1 protein-coding gene is annotated in these 913 nt (G+C 47.0%); it reads right to left on the reverse strand.

The genetic code is table 11. The features are described from left to right. Positions 1–186 precede the first annotated feature (186 nt). Positions 187–913, reverse strand: a 727-nt coding sequence (locus tag A3766_RS27120) for a citrate/2-methylcitrate synthase (protein WP_304440988.1), incomplete at its 5' end; no start/stop codon positions are given.

Below are 913 nucleotides of genomic sequence, written 5' to 3' on the forward strand. Positions count from 1 at the left end.
TTGAGCGTATTCTAAGGGTTGAAAAGGTGTATGCTCATGTCCGTTATCTGGAACCTATGGACTCAGCATCCTTATGTCGTAAGGGCTTGGCGAGGCGTACTCGGGAAATGATTGGTGCAGAATTAAAACTGATTTAGGTATAAAAAAACCCGCAAGAGCGGGTTTTTTTATACCTTAGCTTTGCGCTTAGGCAGGGTAGTCGCGCTTGTCGTGACCAGTATAAAGCTGGCGTGGACGACCAATGCGGTAGTTTTCACTAACCATTTCGTTCCAGTGTGAGAACCAACCAATAGTTCGAGACATTGCGAAGATAACGGTAAACATTGACTCAGGAATACCGATAGCTTTCAAAATGATACCCGAGTAGAAGTCTACGTTTGGATATAGCTTTCTTGCAACAAAGTACTCATCTTCTAGTGCTATCTGCTCAAGGCGACGCGCGATCTTCAATAGAGGATCATTCTCAAGGCCTAGTGCACCAAGAACTTCTTCGCATGTTTCGCGCATAACTTTGGCGCGAGGGTCGAAGTTTTTGTATACGCGGTGACCGAAGCCCATCAGACGGAATGGGTCGTTCTTGTCTTTCGCTTTGGCTACGTATTCATCGATCCGAGATACGTCACCGATTTCGTTAAGCATTGTTAGTACAGCTTCGTTTGCGCCGCCGTGAGCAGGGCCCCAAAGTGCAGCGATGCCAGAAGCGATACAAGCAAATGGGTTGGCGCCAGTTGAGCCAGCTAGGCGGACAGTTGATGTTGATGCATTCTGCTCATGGTCAGCATGAAGCATGAAGATCTTATCCATTGCCTTTGAGATGGCTGGGTCAAACTTAACATCGCCAGCTGGCGTGCTGAACATCATGTGCAGGAAGTTTTCTGCATAATCCAAGTCATTGTTTGGATACATGAAAGGC

The organism is Oleiphilus sp. HI0132, assembly GCF_001635845.1.